Below are 19,575 nucleotides of genomic sequence, written 5' to 3' on the forward strand. Positions count from 1 at the left end.
GGTCGGACGGGGCAGTTGAACTTGCCGAACCCGCAGCTTGCGCCGCCAGCAGTATCGCCTGCGTATCTGACCGCTTGGAATCAAGCACGAACAAGGGTAGGTCTGGTTTGACCGCCCCTTGATGATCTCAGGCGATTGCCGGAGCCGGACGGAGTACGACCTTTTCCAAGAACTTTCTGGCTCGAACTTCAAAGAGTGAGTAGCTCACCGAGGCACACGCTACCGAGAAGACCAAATAGATTAGCAGTGCTGAAAAATAGGCGGCCGGATAACCGATCTTTGTCGTAAGGAGCGGCACCAGCTTGACAAATACGGTGATCAGGAGCGAGTGGATAAGGTAGAGAGAATAGGAAACCTTTCCCAGAAAATGGGAAACAGGGTTTCCGAACAACATTTGAGAGGCCGAACTCGGAGTCGCTGTAAGGATCACAGCGGCTGCGATGAAAACGTAAAGCGCAATATCTGGCGCACCGATCGCCGCCGCCAGCCCCAGCCCGACCAATGCCACACAAAGATACGTGCCGGATTTGGTGTCGCTGACCAAACGGGAGTTGGCCCAAAGATAGAAGCCAGCAATGCCGATCGAAAAGCCGCACAGCGCCCTCAGGACCGGATAGAAAGTATTTCCAAAAACGACGTCCAACTCACCGCCCGCGCCCTCGCCGGACCGAGAAACCACAATGATCCCGATGAAGCCTATCAGCATCGTAAGGAGCGCGCTGGGGCGCGATCTTGCGATAATCATGATCAGGAGTGGGAACAAGAGGTAGCAGAATATTTCAACGCACACTGACCACGAGGGACCGATAATCGCCTTCGCGTCGATCGCCCACGTATTGAGCATGAGAAAATTCGAAAAATAGTCGGTTGTGGTGAACTTCGCTCCGGCTCCATCGCCACTTATGTTCACAGTTATTTTGGCGACATATATGAGCAATATGCAGAAATAAGCAGGATATATTCGGAAAAAGCGTTTGAGCAGGAAGCTGCGGTAGTTTTCGCCTGTAATGACCCCGGAAAATGATCTGGCATAGCTCAGAGCCAAAACAAAGCCGCTGAGTATAAAGAAGGCGTCAACGGCAAGGTAAGCGCCATCCAAAGAAATCAGATTATGGAGATTGCCAGTCTTAGTAGTTGAAAAGTGATAAGCGGCGATCAAAAGCGCTGCAATGCCTCTGATCCCCGTAAGCGGCTTTAATTCTTTGGTCACAACCGCCTCCAGCGCGAGAAACGTTCCGCACTTCATGAACGAAAACTATGAAGAGTCAATAACGGTTGGCTTCGCGAAGAAGTATTGCAAAGGGTGTGGCGAAGATATCGCGGCCTCCGCCTTGCCAAGCGGCGAGCTGCCTAAAAATCAAGCAAATCGGTTGATCTAACGCACGGGACGCATTGTCGCGTGAACATGGAAAAAACCTCGATTTTGGTGGCCTGATAGCCGAGCGATTGGGCTCAGATGAGGTTTGCATACGATGGCGTGGGACGTTGCGTTGCCGCCGGTACCCTTTCCAGATGTGACTGGCGTTCGTCTCGCATGCTGTCGTCACCAGCCGCAGCATGAAGCGAAGTTCACCGGGAATGTCCGGATAAGGAAAACTTCCAAGTGGTTTTGGAGCGCCTTCGTCCCGGCTCGATGATGAATGCGGTGGGCAGATCGGGTTGTCTTGAAGCCGAAACACCTGGCACCTTGGCGAACGATGGCGCGACAGATGGATGTCGAGATCGAAGCTTTGTGCAGAAGGACCCGCGCGGGCGTCACAGATGAGAGCTCTTCGTGCCGGTCGACGCATTCAGGATGCAGGCTCGCGCTTTTCCATCGCGCGAAACCTCCCGCGTGCGTGATTTCGTCGGCAGCAGGCTTAAGCGCTACGGCGACACGCTATCCAACCGCCCCGCGTTTTCCAGGCTGGAGCTCAGCTCCGCGTCGATCCTAGCTAGCCGCATCAGATGGCGCTCTGACCCCGCGTTCCGTTCTGGGGGGTCAACACGCGACGGGACAATCTCATCGTCGAATTTAGATCCATCCAATCTTGGCGGATCTGAACTTCCTGCAACTTTCGCTCTATAAGGACGGTAGGATCGTACTGCACGCAGTCCTTCCTGAATTGCAAGCCGAAGCATGAAGCGCGGATCGTTTCGGAGGATTTTGCAAACGGTCATGAGCGCGAGATATCGACTATCAGCCCATTTTAGCTCTCGAAGTGCGTATTTTAGAGTAGAGGCGGTCGCACTCCTGGCCGCGTATCGGGGAAGCTGCGGATTTGCGGCTAGCGATCGCCCGACCACTTCCAACGCGCCTTTGGCCATCTGGATGTGATTGGATGACATGTTGCCGGGGTAGTTCCTGTATCCAACCAAGCGCTCAGGGATGACTTCCATGCGATAGCGCGCGGCAAGCCTGAGTTCGAAATCGAGGTCCTCGCAGCCGCCAATTCCTGCCGCTGCATATGAACTATCAAACCCACCGATCTCAAGTGCCGCGTCCCGACGGACAAGAAGGGTGCTTCCGTTGCCTATATATTTGAACGTCAAATGCCGAGCGTAGATATATCCCCTCGCAACATTGGACCGGCCCGGGCAAATGATCTCATCGTCACTATCGATGACATGATGCAGTGCGTAAACTGCAGCCCATTGCAGAGGTAAGCGATCGAGGGCATTTACCTGCTTTTCGATCTTCGTCTGATGCCAGAGATCATCGGCGTCAAGGAATGCCACAAATCGGCCCGACGAAAGCTGGATGCCGGTATTTCTTGCCGAAGCAACACCGCGATTTGACGTCGTTAACAGGCGGATCCGGGGATCCGACAACGCCATCCGTTCGACCAGTCTTGCCGTGTCATCGGTGGACCCGTCATCGACAACAATGATCTCCAAAGCAGCATAGGTCTGGCGTGAAGCGGACCGAAGCGTGCGCTCAATATAGGGGGCGGCATTGAAGGCTGGAATGACCACTGAAACCAACGGCTTGGTCGAATTAACATCGTCGACTAAATCCTCACCTGAACATGAAAGCATCAGATCTCTCACGACGCCAAACGCATTGATGTCATCTTCAAAGAGGTGAGTTCGATTTTGCCGTGCTCTCACATGCAGCTGAAACGTTGGGTGACGTGGGTTCCATTCAATCAGTTGCCGTGACGCGAAGCTGTCTTTTAGCGTCCCCGCTGGTCATGCAAAACGGACTTTGGTCTGATGTGGCCTTCTTCTTACGACGTAGCTCGAAATCGAAGCCGACAATGTGCCAGTCGCAACAGACATGATTTCCGAATCGGTTCCCCGAGAAATCGAGCATTGACTCGACACCAGGCGCGGTCGCGTCGGCGCGGGTCGTCGGGCGTCCTCACCCATCGGCCGCGCAGCCAGTCCAGGTTTCATTTTGGCTTAGCGACAGAAGCTTGGCCGGTCATACGCTCAATGATTCGGGGCAATGACCGTGAGGCTTCCTCATCTGACCGATCGACGAACGTCACGAAATTGAAGGCGGCTGCGGTCCCTCTCGCAAGACCACGGACTTAGCCGACGCCCGCTCGTCAGGACCCGGCAAATCGACAAGACGTTTGCCTAAACTTCGATTCCATCCTGCGACCGCACTGAAGTTAGTTCCGGATCAAATCTGAACCAATCAGCGCCGCATAACATCGGATCGTCTCCAACGCAGCGTTTAGCAGTCGTATTGCGGACAATACAATATGGTTAACGCAATCATAACTTTGGCGGATTCTACTGTAAATCAGGCCCTACTTTTGAAGGGAATCACTATACCATCGAAGTAATGTTTTCTACTTCCAGGCGAGGAGGATGAAATGGCCCAAGCTACTAGAATTACTGACGTAATCGATTCATTCGGGATCGACACACATATCGACTACACCGACGGGAAATATTCCAATATCGCGGAAGTTGTTAAAGCCCTGGGCTACCTTGGTCTCGACACAGTTCGAGATCATGCCCCTACCCCTGTCTCTGACCCCTACGGTCAAGGCCATCTTGGGGATGCGGCCGATGCGGGTGTCAAATTCGTTTTTGTTTCCGGGCGAGATGACACTCCCGCCACCGTCGTCCAGCGGCTGCATGCCTTCGTCGAAGCGCATCCGGGTTCGATCGTCGGCATCGAAGGCCCGAACGAGGTCAACAACTGGCCGGTGGCTTATAAAGGTCTGTCGGGTGAGGCTGCGGCAGTTGCCTACCAGAAGGACCTGTTCAATGCAGTCAATGCCGATCCGCTGTTGAAGGATATTCCGGTTCTCGGCTTTACCGGTTACACGGTTGCCTCTTCCAACGATTACACGACGATCCACACCTATGCGAAGGAGGGCGACCAGCCCTTCTCCTGGCTCTCGCGTGAATCCGGCAACCAGATGCAGGCCGATCCCGGCAAGCCGCTTACCATCACCGAGATCGGCTATCACACGTCGCTGACCGCCGATACCAACGGCGGATGGGAAGGCGTCGACGAGACGACGCAGGCAAAACTGCTTCTCAACACTCTGATGGACGGCGCCTTTCTGGGATCCAAGGGAACCTTCATCTACCAGCTTCTCGATGCCTATTCGGATCCGCAGGGTTCCGATCAGGAAAAGCATTTCGGGCTGTTTCGCCTGGATTACACGCCGAAACCGGCAGCAACGGCGATCCACAATCTGACCGAAATTCTCGAAGACGACGGCGCGACCCAGACGAGCTTCAATCCGGGCACGCTCAATTACTCCATCAACGGACTGCCTTCCACGGCGCGCAGTTACCTGACGGAAAAATCCGACGGAAGCTATCAGATCATCATCTGGAACGAGCCGGATATATGGAACCAGACGACCGACAAGGCGATCCAGGCGGCTGCGACCAACGTCAGCGTCAACCTGGGCGGAGCTTTCGGGACCGTGCAGGTCTACGACCCGCTGGCGGGCGATACGCCGGTCAAAAGCTTCAGCAACATATCCTCGCTCAACCTGGACGTTGTCGACCATCCCATCATTATCAACATAGCCGCGGGGGGCGCCGCACGTCCGGACGCCAGCCACGCCCACGGCGGCACCGGAAATGACACGTATACGGTCACTTCCCCGACCGACATTGTCGATGAAAGCCGCGGCGGCGGAACCGATACCGTCATGTCATCGATCAGCTTCAGTCTGGCCGATGCAGCACATGCGATCGGTAAAATAGAGAACCTGACCCTGACCGGCAACGCCAATACCAACGCCACTGGCAATGCGCTTTCAAATGTTCTCACCGGAAACGCGGGCAACAATATCCTTGATGGCGGCACGGGCGCTGACAGTATGAAGGGCGGCGCCGGCAACGACACGTACAAAGTGGATTCGATGGGGGATACTGTCGACGAAACCAACGGGGGCGGTGTCGATACCGTGATTGCTTCCGTTTCGTTCAATCTGTCGAAAGCAGGCGGTACCGTCGAAAATGTCACACTCACGGGTTCTACGACCATTACAGCAACGGGCAACAACCAGGACAACGTCCTGACTGGCAATGACGGATATAACTGGCTCACTGGCGGGGCAGGAAATGACCGCCTGATCGGCGGAAACGGCAACGACGTCCTGAGAGGTGGCGCGGGCGCCGACCATTTTGTCTTCGACTTTAAACCCGGCGCGTATAACAATATCGACAAGATTGAGGACTTCTCGGAAAGCGCCGCTGACAAGATCGTACTCGATCAGGATATTTTCACTGCGATCGATCCGGCGAGTTTCTCTGCCGAAAACTTCGTGCTCGGCACAAAGGCTTTGGATTCGAACGACCGTTTGATCTACGATCAGACGACCGGAAAGCTTTTCTATGATGCAGACGGAAGCGGGCGTGGCACGCCCCTACAGATCGCAACGCTGACCAATCTGGCAGCGCTTCATCACGACGATTTCCTGTTCCTTTGAGTGGTGGCCGGTTCGACGAGATATTTGGATAGAGCGCTGGCAAGATATTTTCTGTTAGGAGATAGCGCCTTGCGCAGGCGATGATGCGCAGATGATTCCCGCGTATGAACGCTCGTCGTCTGGTTCGGATCCTGTCCCGCTTGCGGGACGAGATTGCTGGCCTATCGGTGGGCCTGTGGGATTCGAAAACGATCGCTAGGAGATAAAGAGCGATCATAAGTAGGGTCTCCGTTCCGCATCTGCCACCGGGCGACCCGCCCAGGCCCGTTAGCGGTTTTCCAGTCCTCCGCTTTGGGCGTGATCTCGCATAGTGCAGATGTCAGTGCTTCAAAGTCGGACAGTTGGAACACCAGATGTGTAGCTAGGAACTACTGATTGCTTAACCATACTGTGAATGCTCAACGCCTTCGCAAACTCTCGCCCTGATTTGCACATAAAGATTGATCTGCGCGCGTTTAACGGAGCTTCGATTTGAACGAACTTGGCAGCCCGCCGGCTCAGCAACGCGGGAACAACCTCGCAGCAGATGCGATTGCGCGCAGCCGTGGCGGCTTGATCGCCGCCGCTGTCGCAAGCGCACTGGTCAATCTTTTATATCTCACCAGCTCCTTTTTTATGCTGCAGGTCTACGACCGGATCATACCGAGCCGCAGCATCCCATCGTTGATCGCGCTCGCGCTGCTGGCCCTCCTGCTCTACGCTTTCCAGGGCGCCTTTGATCTGGTGCGCGGCCGCATTCTGGTTCGCATATCGGGAGTCTTCGACGAAGTTATGAGCCGCCGCATCTTCAAGGCGACTCTGAAAGCGCCCCTCAAGGGCCAGGTGGCCAGCGACGGGCTTTCCGTGCTGCGGGATTTCGATCAGGTTCGCGGCTTCCTGTCCAGCCCCGGTCCCTCGGCCTTCTTCGATTTGCCATGGGTTCCGCTTTATGTCGGCATCTGCTTCCTGTTCCACCCGGTGATCGGCATCATCACCGTCTGCGGCGCGTTGATTCTGACGATGCTGACCTATTTGACGAACCGCAGCTCACAGTCCTCAGCCAGGCAGGTCTACGAACTCGCGACTGAAAGGAACGCGCTGGCAAGCGCTGCCCAGCGCAATGCTGAGGTTGTCCAGGCCATGGGCATGGCTGACGAATTCGCCGATCGCTGGTTGGCGCGCAACGATGCATATCGCAATGTCCAGTGCAGCAATGCCGACACGGTCAACGGATATTCGATCGTCTCGAAAATCTTCCGCATGGCGTTGCAGTCGGGAGTGCTTGCCGCAGGCGCGGTTCTCGTGATCGAAAATATGGCTTCGGGCGGGATCATTATTGCCGCCTCGATCCTCACATCACGGGCATTGGCACCGGTGGAGCAGGCGATCGCAAACTGGAAGAACTTTGTTGCCGCTCAGCAATCCTGGAGCCGGCTGCGCCGGATATTGGTCCTGCTGCCCGAGAGCTTGTCTCCGCTTACGCTGCCGGCGCCTTCTCGTGAGCTTGCCGCAGAGGCGGTTTCGAGCGGCCCGCCCGGCAAGCAAGAGCTCATTGTAAAGGACATCAGTTTCACGCTGCGGGCGGGGAATGCACTCGGCATTATCGGACCGAGCGCGTCCGGCAAATCCTCGCTCGTGCGGGCAGTGGTGGGGCTTTGGCCGGTATATCGGGGATCGGTGCGCATCGACGGAGCTGCCCTCGATCAGTGGGGCGATGCCGCGCTTGGACCCCATATCGGCTATCTCCCGCAGGATGTCGAGTTGTTTGCCGGCACCGTTGCCGAGAATATCGCGCGCTTTCGCAAAGATGCGAAAGCAGACGAAATTATCTCGGCAGCCCGCAACGCGGGTGTCCATGAGTTGATCCTGCGACTATCGAAGGGGTACGACACAGAAATAGGGCCTGGCGGATCCATGCTATCGGCTGGTCAGCGTCAACGCATTGCGCTTGCCCGTGCACTCTACCGTGATCCTTTCCTCGTCGTTCTCGACGAGCCGAATTCGAATCTCGACATTGACGGGGAAACCGCGCTCGCCGGCGCGATATCAAGCGTTCGTCAGCGCAACGGCATCGTTATCGTTGTCGCCCATCGGCCGAGCACGCTTGCCAGCGTCGATCTGGTGCTCGCCATGCGCGACGGCCAGGCTATCGCCTTCGGGCCGAAGGACCTGGTACTTGCAAAGGTCATTCGCAACGACAATCCGATCGAGCAGCCGAAACAGGCGTCTTTGAAAGTTGTCGGAGACAGTTCGGAGCAGGGTCGATGATGATGCAATCGCAGCGCTCGCTGAATCGGCACATTCTCTCCGTCTGGGCGCTTTCTGTCGCGCTTATCGGCGGCATGGGCGGCTGGGCGGCTTCGACGGCGCTCTCAAATGCGGTGGTCGGGCAAGGTACGGTCATTATCGACCAGAACGTTAAGAAGGTCCAACATCTTACCGGCGGCATCGTCTCTGAGTTGATGGCGAGGGAAGGGGCTCATGTCCAGGCCGGCGATGTCCTCCTGCGTCTCGACAGTGCATCCGTAAAGGCCAATCTCGCCATCATCGACAGCAATCTCGCCCAGCTTTACGTGCGACGCGCCCGCTTGCAGGCCGAACGCAGCGGAGCCGCAGATTTCTCCGTGGATGGCGTTGCCGCAAATGGTGTCGACGTCAGTGTCAGCAAGAATCTGATAGAAGGTGAACTCCAACTCTTCAACGCACGCCGTTCGTCCTTGGTCGGTATGCGCAAACAGTTGGAAGAACGTAAGGCGCAGCTTGCCGAGGAGATACAGGGCGAAACGCTGCAGCTTGCATCGATTGATGAAGCCACCCGCCTGGTCGACCAGGAATATGACGCAGCCAGGAAACTCTACGACCAGCAGATCGTCACCATGCAGCGGGTCAACAGCCTGAAGCGACAGCGCGTCGAGCTAGACGGAAATCGCGGCGAGCGCCTGTCGTCCCGCGCGCAGGCCGAAGGCAAGATCGCCGAAATCAATTTGCAGATTCTCCAGCTCGATGAAGATCGGAGAACCGAGAATTCCAAGGACCTGACAGACATCGAGGCCAAGATTTCTGAGATGCAGGAGCGCCGCATCGCGGCCGTCGATCAGTTGAACCGCCTGGAGCTGCGCGCGCCGATGAGCGGGCGCATCTACCAGCTTGCCGTTCATACCGTCGGCGGCGTCGTAAATCCCGGTGAAGTGCTCATGCTGCTGGCGCCTGATCAGCGCGACCTCACAATCGAGGCAAAGATTGCAACACGCGATATCGACCAGCTCACGCTCGGTCAGAAGGTCGACATTCGGTTCAGTGCTTTTGACCAGAGAACGACACCGGAAGTGCAGGGTGACGTCGTGTCGATTTCACCTGATGTCGTAACCGAACAGCGAAGCGGCGCCGAATATTATCCTGTCCGCATCAAGCCAGAGCGGGCGAGCCTCGGCAATCTTACCAATATGACACTCTATCCCGGCATGCCCGCGGAAGTGTTCATCAAGGTCGCAGACCGTTCCGTTATTTCCTACATGACCAAACCGCTGATGGATCAGATCAGCCACACATTCCGCGAGCAGTGATTTCCTGCAAGCTGTCTTCAAAATGAGGCCTTCGAGACTGGCGGCAGATTTCCGCTCGTGCGGAATGATCGACGCGATACGGCCAACAGTCGCATCGCTGCGAAAGAACTTCTGGAAGCCTGCGAAAAATTTCTCGCGGCGGGGGACCATCCTAAACACTGAGGGTTGTTCAGTTATTTCAAATCGACCAGACGCTGCAGAAAAAAACATTAAATTTTAAGCTTTTTGTTTTCGGCCTCCTTAACGTTCCTTTGGGACCCTGTTGGCATTCCTCCAACAACAAAAGGCAGCGGGGAAATGGTTACCACCATTCAGCCGGAAGATTGGAACAGCTCCCTTACAGGCTATTATTCCATTGAAGTGGACGATCAACCCTTCGAATATCAAGGCGGAGGCAAGGATTATTCCTTGTCCGTGCCGCGGAACGGCGCCATCCGCTTCGAGCTGCACGACGGCGATCAAGCCCCATGGGATGCGGCCAACAACCACGCCTCCGAGCGCATAGAGATCGCTGACAGGGAACCGATCACCTACGGCACGCCGCTCCAAGTTTCCTATGATTTCATGCTCGAACCCGGCCAGCCCAATACGGCCTATTTCATGGTGCTCGGCCAGCTTCATCAGAATGTACACGAGGATGCGCTGGTCGTCCCGCCACCGTTCTCCGTCACGCTAACAGGCGAGAAGATGGGCATCAGCATCGGCTTCAGCGATGCTGACGGAAACCCGGTTCAACAGGTGATCTTCACTGACGCCTACGATATCCAGCGCGGACATAACTATGACATGGATATCAAAGCTACGTTCGATCCTGACGGAAACGGCCGACTTGTTGTAACGCGCGACGGGGTGACAATTGTCGACTATACCGGGCCGCTTGGTTACATTCAGGACCAGGGGGTCTACTGGGCCGAAGGCATTTATCGCCATTCCAACGCGACGGAATCCGTTGCGGCCGTCTACGGCGATCTGGATATCGAGACCGGCTCCACAGTTAACTTCCCCGATCCGGATGCGTATATCGGCGCCCCTTCTGTCCTGGTCGGCAATGCCGCGCACGATCCATCGGGATTCAACTCGGCAACGATCAGCGGTACCGCCAAGCTTGGTACGACCGTCGTGATCTACGAAAACGGCAAGGTGATCGCCACGGCCGAAACAGATGCCATGGGACGGTATACAACCGATATAGTCTTTACGACAACGGGCGAGCATAGCCTGAGTGCGGTCGCGGTCGACTCAACTGGTCGCTACGGTATTATAGCTGCGCCTGCGGGCATCGAGATCGGCACGGCTGCGGAGATCGTCGCACGCATGGACAGCATCATGAAGGATGTGAGTGTCCAGTCGATCATCCTCACCGACACGCATATGCTGACGGTTCCTTCTGATTATGTGATGCGCCTCTATATAAATTCGGGCGTCCTGAACAAGATCGCGGGCGACGATGTTACATTCAAGACCAGCACGCCGGTCTCCGGCGGCACCTACGACCGGCAGGTCTATATCTACAACGAGCAAGGCAAGGTGATAGAATCCGAGCGCTATCTCGGAAGCAAGCTCGTGTTTGATCAGAAAATCGGTGCCGACGGCGTTACCGTGACCCAAACATGGAAGACCGACGGTTCCTCGGATATCAATATCACCAAGAACGGCGTCCTGATCGAGTACGAGCAATATGATTCATTGAACCGACTGAAGTTCGAGCAGACCTTCAACGACGATGGTTCCCGCAAGACTGTCACCTATTTCGATCCAGCCTCCGGGGCAAAAACGATCGAAACAATCTATGACGCAGACAAGAGTTATACCCGCACCACCTACGGCATCACCGGCAAAGACTATGTCGAAGAAGCCTATAGGTACGACCCGGCGGGCAAACTGATCCTTCAGGAGCGTTTCGCGCCTGGGCACATAAAGATCATGTCCGCCAGCTGGGAACCGGATGGGACAATCGAGACACACCGTTATAACACCGCCGGTCAGGAAACGAGTTTTTCGATCGTGCACCCGGACAAGTCGCATGTCGAAGGCACGTTCGGTATCACCGGTCAGTCCTATTCAGGCCAGATCGTCACCTATAACGCCAGCAACGCGATGATCTCGAAGGATCTGCTTGACCAGAACGGCAGGCTTATCAGCACCGAGACATTCGGAACAAACCCGACGCTGAAGGTATTTGCCTATGCGAACAGCACCGGTCCGGCAACGGGCTATACGCTCTATGCCGCCGACCATTCCTATGACGTAGCCACCTATGTTGCCGGCACGACGACTGTGGCCAGGATCAGCCATTTCGATGCCACCGGCAAGCTCATCGGAACGGATATCCTTGTGCCAGATCCCTCCCTTGGCACCTACGACCCCGTAACCAACACCTATTACCAGGAGATTCGAAACAGCGACGGATCGACAGAAACCCATCGCTATGATGCCGACAGCGGCAAGGAACTCAGCTATTCGATCCGCAATGCCGACGGTAGTCGCGTGATGGCCAATTTGGCTATCATGGGCAAGGATTATGCCGAGCAGATCATCAGCTACGATTCCAAGGGTAAGGTCACCGATCTCGTACGCAAGTATGGCGACCCGGCTCATACGGTCGCCCATACTGAGCATTTCGACAGTACCGGCGCGGGAGAGATCCGCAATTTCGACATCGCAGGCCAGCTTACAACTGCGCTTTTCTACGCAGCAGGCCAGAAACTGATCAAAACGGAAACTTATGCGCCCGGCGAGCATCTCAAGGAGTTTTCAGCTTATAATGCCGATGGCTCGAAGGAGACACATTGGTATGATCCCGCCACGGGCCACGAGACCGGCTACAGCATCCGCTATGCAGACGGCGGGCGCGTCGAGGCAAGTCTTGCGATTTCCGGCAGGGACTACACACAACAAATTCAGACTTATGACGCTGCCGGCAAGCTCATCGATAGCGTCCGCAAGTACGGAGATGCTGCGCACACAATTTCTCAATCATACCATCTCAATGCGGATGGATCGCAGGAGAGCGGCAATTTCGACATCAAGGGGAGACAGACGGTCTCGGACACGACGCATACCGACCATTCCCGAGACTATATCCTGTTCACGTATGCCGGGGACGGAGCGTCACCAAGCACGGTCGAGCAGTCGCACTATGGTATCGACGGCAAGAAACAATGGACCGACAAGACGAATGTCGACGGCTCCCATACACAGACGGCCTTTGCACAAGGTGTGACCCTGACATCACATGAGGGCGTGAAAGACACGCTCGTCGGATCGAGCATTGCCAACGACACCTTCATGTTCCACGCTCAGGCTGGCCAGGATACGATCTCCGGCTTTCAGGCGCATGGCGGGACCGTTCATGACCGAATTGCCTTCGACAGTTCGCTGGTGGACGATTACGCGAGCCTGCGTGCATTGATGAGTTCTACCTCCGCAGGAACGCTCATCACCTTCGACGATCACAACAGTGTATTGGTCGCTAAGGTTGCGATGGCGAACCTGTCTTCCGAGGATTTCCTGTTCCTATAACAGATGCCGCAAGGGCGATGGCGCCCCGGAAACGCGCCCACGCAGATTGAGGTGGAGCGTGATCTGTCTGCTCGCTGAATGGGTCTCGTCCGACCCCGGGCGTACAACAACCTCACTCGTCACTTCTCGCAAGGGGAGAGGCAGACATCCGCATGCGATGACACTAGCAAGGCGACCCCCGTCAACAGTGGTCGCCTTATACTCCTGCTGTATCGTCTACACGGGCCAGGTTGGAGCCACCCATCCGGAATCCCGGTACGATCTATCACTCCTAGCGTTTTTCGGGCTTTCTGCCGATGGCAAAATAACCGAAGCCGTATTTGGCTGCTTCAGCCGCCGGATAAATGTTCCTCAGGTCGACAATGACCGGATCCTTCATGACGGTTTTGAGGCGCTTGAGGTCGAGGGCGCGGAATTCATCCCATTCGGTGACGATGACGATTGCGTCTGCATCGACGGCGATCTCATAAGGATCTTTGCCGTAGGCAATCGGACCGAGCACGTCTTTTGCTGCGTCCATGCCTTCCGGATCGTAGGCGTGGACCGTCGCACCGCCATCGAGCAGAGCCTGAACAATGGTGATCGAGGGTGCATCGCGCATGTCGTCGGTGTTCGGCTTGAACGTGAGACCGAGGACGGCAATCTTCTTGCCACGCACGTCGCCATTGCAGGCGGCGATGACCTTGCGCCCCATGGCGCGCTTGCGATTATCGTTGATCGCAACTGTCGTCTCGATGAGGCGTACCGGGCTGTCAAAGTCCTGTGCGGTCTTGACGAGGGCGAGTGTATCCTTGGGGAAACAAGAGCCGCCGTAGCCGGGTCCGGCATGCAGGAACTTGTCGCCGATGCGCTTGTCCATGCCGATCCCCTTGGCGACCTTCTGGACGTCGGCGCCGATCTTCTCGGAGAGGTCAGCAATTTCGTTGATGAAGGTGATCTTCATCGCGAGGAAGGCGTTGGCCGCGTATTTGATGAGTTCGGAAGTGCGACGTTCGCAGAAATAGAGCGGCGCTTCATTGAGGTAAAGCGGACGGTAGACTTCGCGCATGACCTCGATGGCGCGCGCATCCTCAGTGCCGATGACGATACGGTCGGGACGCTTGAAGTCGGTGATGGCCGCACCTTCCCGGAGGAATTCGGGATTGGAGACGACGGCTATATCTTTCTCCGGGAACTCCTCACGGAAGATGCGTTCGATCTCGTCGCCCGTTCCAACCGGGACGGTGGACTTTGTCACGACGACCGTGAAACCCTTGACAGCTGCAGCGATTTCGCGTGCGGCAGCATAGACATAGGTTAGGTCCGCGTGGCCGTCGCCACGTCGGGAGGGTGTGCCGACGGCGATGAAGACGACATCTGCCTCACCAACGGAAGGGGCGAGGTTTTTCGAGAAATCAAGGCGTCCGGCTTCGCGATTCTGTTCGATGATCGCGTCAAGCCCAGGTTCGAAAATCGGGACCTCGCCGGCTTCGAGCGCCGCAATTTTTGCTTCGGACTTGTCGACGCAAGTCACGTGATGACCAAAGTCGGCAAAGCAGGCACCTGAAACAAGACCGACATAGCCAGAACCAATCATAACGATACGCATGAAGCGATCTCCAAGTTAGAAAATAACTGCATCTGGGCTATATGCTGCAACGCAACAAATCAAGCCTAAATGGCTTTTGAAGAGCAATGTCAGGAGCGGCCTAACTCGTCGACAATACGAATGATGTCGTCCTCGCCAAGGTAGGAACCGGTTTGGACCTCGATGAGCTCCAGGAGGATCTTGCCGGGATTTGCGAGGCGATGGACCTCGCCGAGCGGGATATAGACCGACTCGTTTTCGCGCAGCATCTGAACATTATCGCCGATAGTTACTTCGGCTGTGCCCTTCACTACGATCCAGTGCTCGGAACGGTGATGGTGCTTCTGCAGCGACAGCTTCTTGCCAGGCGTGACAAAGATACGCTTCACCTGGAACCTATCTCCGTTGAAGATAGAGGTGTAACCACCCCACGGACGGTAGGATGTTGGATGCGTCTCGGTCAGCTTAGACGTCATCTTCTGACCCGCAAGCAGCTTGACCAGGGCGCCGACTTGCTGGCTTTCCTTGAGCGGGCCGACATAAACAGCGTCTTCGCTGGCGATGACGGCGACATCATCCATGCCTTGGACAGCGAGATGCACCCCGTGAGTCATGACGAGCGAGTTGCGGGTGTTGACAACAGTCGTGTTCGCTGCGGCAATGTTGCCATTTTCATCCTGGACGCCGGTTTTCCATATGGCGTCCCAACTACCGAGATCCGACCATTTGAAGACGGAGGGCACGACAACCGCTTTCGATGTCTTTTCCATGATTGCGTAGTCGATCGAGATGTCCGGACTTTTTGCGAAGTGTTCGGCATCGAGACGCGTGAAATCGAGATCACGCGTTGCCTTGGAGAGTGCCGTGTCCGCCGCCTTCAGCACATCTGGTGCATATTCCTGCATTTCGGAAAGCAGTTCGGCGACCGGGAACATGAAGATGCCGGAATTCCAATAAAAGGCACCGGCGGCCAGCATCTGCTCGGCCTTCTCGCGTGCCGGTTTTTCGACAAAGCGCTTGACCTCGTGCGCGCCGCCCGGAAGTTGCTTTCCGGCCTCGATATACCCATAGCCAGTCGCCGGCTCCGTTGGCGTAATGCCGAAAGTGACCAGCTTGCCTTTGAGGGCTGCATCGCGCGCCATGCGGATGGCCTCAAAATAAGCCTCGTCGGCAAGAATCTCATGATCGGAAGCCAACATCTGAATGATAGTGTCTTTGCCGAAGTGTTCGGAAGCCAGGCTCGCGGCAGCGGCCACTGCCGCTGCTGTGTTGCGAGCGACGGGCTCCAGCAAGACTGACGCGAGCCGAATATCGAGTTCGCGGGCCTGTTCCGCGACGAGGAAACGAAATTCCTCATTCGTTACGACGATGGGAGCTTCGTAAAGCGCCCGATCGGAAACGCGGACCAGGGTTTCCTGAAACAGCGTCTTGTCCCCAACGAACTGGATGAACTGTTTGGGGGCGGTTGCGCGCGAGAGTGGCCAAAGGCGCGTGCCCTTGCCGCCAGCCATGATCACGGGGACGATTTTCTGTGTCATCGGATGCTCTTCCTCGAAATGAATGGCCAAGTTTGTCGCATGCTTACAGGGCTTCTGCCCACCCCTTAATTCGGGTCAATCCCGCATTCAAGAGTTGTAAGGCGGCTGCCTCGCTTTCGGCTTCCACATAGCAACGCATTTCCGGCGCATTGCCGGACGGCCGAAAATGAATGATGCGGCCATCGCGCAACGTCACGCGCAAGCCGTCAATATCGCTTTTCAACCTGACCTCGCCAACAGGCTGCAGGAATTCTGCGAGGTTGGCGTCGGATTCACGCAGGTAAGCCATCAAGGCTACGCTGGTTTCGACCGGGAAGTTCTCGAGACGATCGGCCGCCGCAAAGGGCAGTTTGTATGAAGCCGCAACGATCGAAAGCGGCTCCTTGCGGATTGCGGCAAGCGAAAGCGTTGCCAGCATAGGCAGGAAGCAGTCGCGCGTGGGCAATGCTCGCACGCTGCGGCCGTTGATATCGAAGGTTGTTGCCGTCAGGAGCCCGCCGTTCGCTTCGAAGCCCATCACCAGATTCTTGCCTGCGGCAACGGCCTCTTCCATGCCGGCAATCACGAAGGGAGAGCCGACACGGGTACGAATGACTCTGAAGGATCCTGCGGCTTCAATTCCCGAATTGGAGGTGACCGGCGTGACGACGGTACCGGCACCGAGGAAATTGGCTGAAATCAATCCCAGAAGATCTCCGCGCAACGGCGTTCCGGTTTCATCGGCAACCAGCGGACGGTCGCCATCGCCATCCGTGGAAACAATCGCGTCAAGGCCATGTGTAGAGGCCCAGCTCCTCAGAAGGGCGATTGTCTCTTCGGAAACGGCTTCGGTGTCGACCGGGATAAACGTTTCGGACCGACCAAGAGCGACGACCTCGGCGCCATAATGGGCGAAAATATCGACCATCAAGTCGCGAGCGACCGTGCTGTGCTGATAGATGCCGATCTTCATGCCCAGAAGCGCACGTGCAGGCAAGAGACCCGCGTTGCGCTCAAAGAAGAGCTGCAGGCACGGTGCAGAGTGATCCTCGACAGCTACAGGTTCGCTAACGACCGATTCGCCGGAGGCTTCGATTTCGGCGGCAAATCGGGTAATCGCTGCTTCGTCCGCTTTGTCGATCTCGCCGTCTGGGCGGTAGAATTTGATGCCGTTGCGGTCCGCCGGGATATGCGAACCCGTTATCATCAGGCAAGCGGCCTTTCTTTCCAGGCCGTAAAGCGCGAGCGCCGGTGTCGGGACGGTGCCGCAGTCTAGAACTCTAAAGCCGAGGCTTGCGAGCGCGCCGGCGCAGTTGCCGGCAATCTCCGGGCTGGAATCCCGGAAATCACGGCCGATCAGAATGACATCGCCGCGGTCCGCTTTGTTGCTCTGCAGCAAATATCTACCGAAAGCCGTGGCATAAAGCGCCGATGCACGTCCTGTGAGATCCACCGAGAGACCACGAAGGCCGCTTGTCCCAAACTTCATGCGAAACACCCTCGCGCTGTGAACAAACCGATTTCTACTGTGCTGATTTGCTTGGGTAAACAGCAAAATCCGGACATAGTTAAGCTGGCGCACGGCATCGCCAAGTATTGCCATCATTTCCGCATCGTTGCCAGAGATTTCGCTAATATTGCTGGTTTTTCGATTTGTGACAGGTTTTCGCGTTTGCGAGGTAGACGATTTGCACGGATGCTGCGGCTCGTTGCGCGCGTAGATATTTTTGTTAGAACAGCTCCAATACCAAATGCATCGATCCGGGAGGTGCGTCGTGAACGACACGTCAGTCACTCTTGAAGAGAGTTGGAAAGCGGCGCTCGCGGGCGAGTTTGCAAGTCCCTACATGCAGCAGCTCAAGATCTTTCTCGTCGAGCAGAAGCAGCTTGGCAGACAGATTTTCCCCAAAGGCGGGGAGTATTTCCGCGCCCTGGATCTGACACCGCTTGCGAAAGTCAAAGTCGTCATCCTCGGGCAAGATCCTTATCACGGCATCGGCCAGGCTCATGGACTCTGCTTCAGCGTTCGCCCGGGCGTGCGTATTCCGCCATCACTCGTCAATATCTACAAGGAAATGGCGACCGATCTGGGGATCTCGCCGGCCCGGCACGGCTTCCTTGAACATTGGGCCCAACAGGGCGTGCTTCTCCTCAACAGTGTGCTGACCGTGGAGGAATCTCAGGCGGCCTCGCATCAGGGCAAAGGCTGGGAACGTTTCACCGATGCGGTCATCCGCAAGGTGAACGACGAATGTGAAGGCGTCGTTTTCATGCTCTGGGGCTCCTATGCCCAAAAGAAGGCGGCTTTTGTCGACGCAAGGCGGCATCTGGTGTTGAAGGCGCCGCATCCGTCGCCGCTTTCCGCCCATAACGGCTTTTTCGGATCGCGGCATTTCTCCAAGGCGAATGCGTTTCTTAAGTCGCATGGCCGTGAACCTATTGATTGGCAGCTTCCAGTCAATCCTTGAACGCTGCCGCATTGTCGTTCACAAAATGGAGACAATGCGTGTCAGCTTGCCGGACTATGAGAACCGGCTCGAAAAGCTCATCTATGACCCATCGAAAGCCCGCCTGTTGCGGGCAGAAAGAGGTCTCAAATGCTCGATCAAATCAAGGGTCTGCACCACGTTACATCGATGGCCGAGGACGCCCGGACCAACAACCAGTTCTTCACCAATGCGCTGGGCCTGCGCCGCGTCAAGAAGACCGTCAATTTCGACGCTCCCGATGTCTATCACCTGTACTACGGCGACGAAACCGGTTCGCCGGGCACGATCATGACCTATTTCCCGTTCCCGAAGATGGCGCAGGGGCGTCCGGGCACAGGTGAAGTCGGCACCACAGTCTACTCGGTTCCGCAAGGGTCGCTGGGCTTCTGGAGCGATCGCCTGACCAAGCTCAATGTCACCGGCCTGAAGACGGAAGAATCCTTTGGTGAGAAACGCCTGAGTTTTGCTGGTCCCGATGGCGACGGCTTCGCACTTGTCGAGGTCAAGGATGACGCCCGTGCTCCATGGACGCACGGTGGCGTCAGCGAGGATCATGCCATCAGAGGCTTCCACTCCGTTGCCATGCGGCTGAGAGATGATGGTGCCACGGCCGAACTTCTGAAGTTCATGGGTTATGAAGTTCAGGAAGAACGCGACGGCGTCAAGCGTCTTACCATTCCCGGCGGGAACGGTGCGCATCTCGTCGATCTCGAAACCATGCCCAATATTGCCCGTGCGCTTCCGGGCGCCGGTTCCGTCCACCATGTCGCTTTCGCCGTCGAAAACCGCGAGAAGCAACTCGAAGTGCGCAAGGCGCTGATGGACACGGGCTATCAGGTCACCCCGGTCATCGACCGCGATTACTTCTGGGCAATCTATTTCCGTACGCCCGGCGGCGTACTGTTCGAGATCGCCACCAACGAACCCGGCTTCGACCGCGACGAGGATACGGCTCACCTCGGCGAAGCATTGAAGCTGCCGCAGCAGCATGCGCATCTGCGTGCCCTTATCGAGCAGCATCTCCAGCCGCTCGAAGCCTAGGCG

Annotated in this window: 11 protein-coding genes; 6 read left to right on the top strand and 5 right to left on the bottom strand. The window is 56.4% G+C overall.

What is annotated here, in order from left to right:
- Positions 1 to 127: 127 nt before the first annotated feature.
- Positions 128 to 1,210, bottom strand: a complete 1,083-nt coding sequence (locus FHT93_RS19835; RefSeq protein WP_183849059.1) for an acyltransferase — start codon at positions 1,208 to 1,210, stop codon at positions 128 to 130.
- 656 nt (positions 1,211 to 1,866) lie between these two features.
- Entirely contained in the window at positions 1,867 to 3,018 is a 1,152-nt protein-coding gene (locus tag FHT93_RS19840; protein ID WP_018115014.1) for a glycosyltransferase family A protein, read from the bottom strand.
- A 788-nt stretch (positions 3,019 to 3,806) separates the two neighbouring features.
- On the opposite strand from FHT93_RS19840, the gene FHT93_RS19845 reads away from it, so the two are divergent.
- From FHT93_RS19845 to FHT93_RS19860, 4 genes are all read left to right on the top strand, one after another.
- A complete protein-coding gene (locus tag FHT93_RS19845) occupies positions 3,807 to 5,894 on the top strand; it encodes a calcium-binding protein (protein ID WP_018115013.1) in 2,088 nt (695 codons plus the stop codon).
- A gap of 531 nt (positions 5,895 to 6,425) precedes the next feature.
- Entirely contained in the window at positions 6,426 to 8,141 is a 1,716-nt protein-coding gene (locus FHT93_RS19850) for a type I secretion system permease/ATPase (RefSeq protein ID WP_183849398.1), read from the top strand.
- Positions 8,138 to 9,436: an HlyD family type I secretion periplasmic adaptor subunit gene (locus FHT93_RS19855; RefSeq protein ID WP_018115011.1), complete on the top strand. Its 1,299-nt coding sequence runs from the start codon at positions 8,138 to 8,140 to the stop codon at positions 9,434 to 9,436. Before FHT93_RS19850 ends, FHT93_RS19855 begins: the two co-directional genes overlap by 4 nt.
- A 297-nt stretch (positions 9,437 to 9,733) precedes the next feature.
- Positions 9,734 to 12,958 carry a heparin lyase I family protein gene (locus tag FHT93_RS19860; protein WP_183849061.1) on the top strand — a complete coding sequence of 1,075 codons (3,225 nt, stop codon included), beginning with the start codon at positions 9,734 to 9,736 and terminating at the stop codon, positions 12,956 to 12,958.
- Between the two features lie 271 nt (positions 12,959 to 13,229).
- Here FHT93_RS19860 and FHT93_RS19865 read toward each other — a convergent pair whose 3' ends face one another.
- The 3 genes from FHT93_RS19865 to FHT93_RS19875 all read right to left on the bottom strand — a co-directional run bounded on the left by FHT93_RS19865 (position 13,230) and on the right by FHT93_RS19875 (position 17,531).
- Positions 13,230 to 14,546, bottom strand: coding sequence for a UDP-glucose/GDP-mannose dehydrogenase family protein (locus FHT93_RS19865; protein ID WP_018115009.1), 1,317 nt, complete (start codon positions 14,544 to 14,546; stop codon positions 13,230 to 13,232).
- A gap of 89 nt (positions 14,547 to 14,635) precedes the next feature.
- Positions 14,636 to 16,063, bottom strand: coding sequence for a mannose-1-phosphate guanylyltransferase/mannose-6-phosphate isomerase (locus FHT93_RS19870; protein WP_183849063.1), 1,428 nt, complete (start codon positions 16,061 to 16,063; stop codon positions 14,636 to 14,638).
- A gap of 43 nt (positions 16,064 to 16,106) precedes the next feature.
- The gene (locus FHT93_RS19875) at positions 16,107 to 17,531 is read right to left on the bottom strand and encodes a phosphomannomutase (RefSeq protein ID WP_183849400.1); all 1,425 of its coding nucleotides are present in this window, start codon (positions 17,529 to 17,531) and stop codon (positions 16,107 to 16,109) included.
- Positions 17,532 to 17,817: 286 nt separating this feature from the next.
- Between FHT93_RS19875 and ung the strand changes: the two genes are divergently transcribed.
- Positions 17,818 to 18,510: a uracil-DNA glycosylase gene (gene ung / locus FHT93_RS19880; protein ID WP_029616449.1), complete on the top strand. Its 693-nt coding sequence runs from the start codon at positions 17,818 to 17,820 to the stop codon at positions 18,508 to 18,510.
- 129 nt (positions 18,511 to 18,639) lie between these two features.
- Positions 18,640 to 19,572, top strand: coding sequence for a VOC family protein (locus FHT93_RS19885; RefSeq protein ID WP_018115005.1), 933 nt, complete (start codon positions 18,640 to 18,642; stop codon positions 19,570 to 19,572).
- The last annotated feature ends 3 nt before the right edge of the window (positions 19,573 to 19,575 follow it).

It is taken from the genome of Rhizobium sp. BK379 (genome assembly GCF_014193955.1).
Lineage (GTDB): Bacteria > Pseudomonadota > Alphaproteobacteria > Rhizobiales > Rhizobiaceae > Rhizobium.